The 779-nt window shown below is 44.8% G+C and carries 2 protein-coding genes; both read left to right on the top strand.

What is annotated here, in order from left to right:
- The coding region (locus tag A3751_RS22580; RefSeq protein WP_197466135.1) for a hypothetical protein at positions 1–386 on the top strand (386 nt) is incomplete at its 5' end.
- A gap of 149 nt (positions 387–535) precedes the next feature.
- The coding region (locus A3751_RS02810; protein WP_156492223.1) for a PHP domain-containing protein at positions 536–779 on the top strand (244 nt) is incomplete at its 3' end.

Below are 779 nucleotides of genomic sequence, written 5' to 3' on the forward strand. Positions count from 1 at the left end.
TGGGCAACGATTTCTCTAGCCTTGTGAAAGACAATCCTTTGTATGAAGAAATTGGTCGCCAGCATTTGCAGTTAAATCTGTTGTTTGTTCGCGAAGTGGATTTGATCGTGATGGAACGAAGTATTTTTGGCTATTTTTGGCGACAGGCGGTGGAGCGAGAGTACCCAGGTGACCCCCGTTTTCTTCAGCAAGTCCAGTTCCATGAGTTGTTTGATGTTAGTGAATATCGTTATCTGTTTCTCTCTGAAGAGGACAGGGATGTGTTTGATAAAGGACTGGATCGCATCAAAAAAGACGGTACCTATAACGCTTTGCTAGAGCAGTACGGAAACATGTTTGAGCGATATGATCCTATCGCGAAAGTCACTTCTAAAACGCGTAATTAGAAGGCGAGCAGACCAAGCATCTGGAATGCACTCGTTGCCGCACTTTTAATTTTCATTCTAGGATTTATAGACCCCATGCTCCGTGTTAGCATTGCAGAGCTTCATAGCGATACCCCCCACTTCTAATATTTGTAGGTGAAATCCGCTCCATGTCTTCTGGTGCTCCGTCACAATTTATCCACTTGCGCGTGCATACTGAGTTTTCGCTAGTAAATGGGCTTGTGCGAATAAAAGCGCTCGCTGGAAAGGTGTCGGAAAATGCCATTCCTGCTATTGCGATTACAGATCAATCGAATCTCTGTGCGTACGTAAAATTCTTCAAAGCCGTTCGAGGCGCCGGAGCAAAGCCGATTCTAGGCGCAGATATTTATCTTGAAAACGAAGAGGATGAAG

Source organism: Oleiphilus sp. HI0080 (assembly GCF_001635135.1).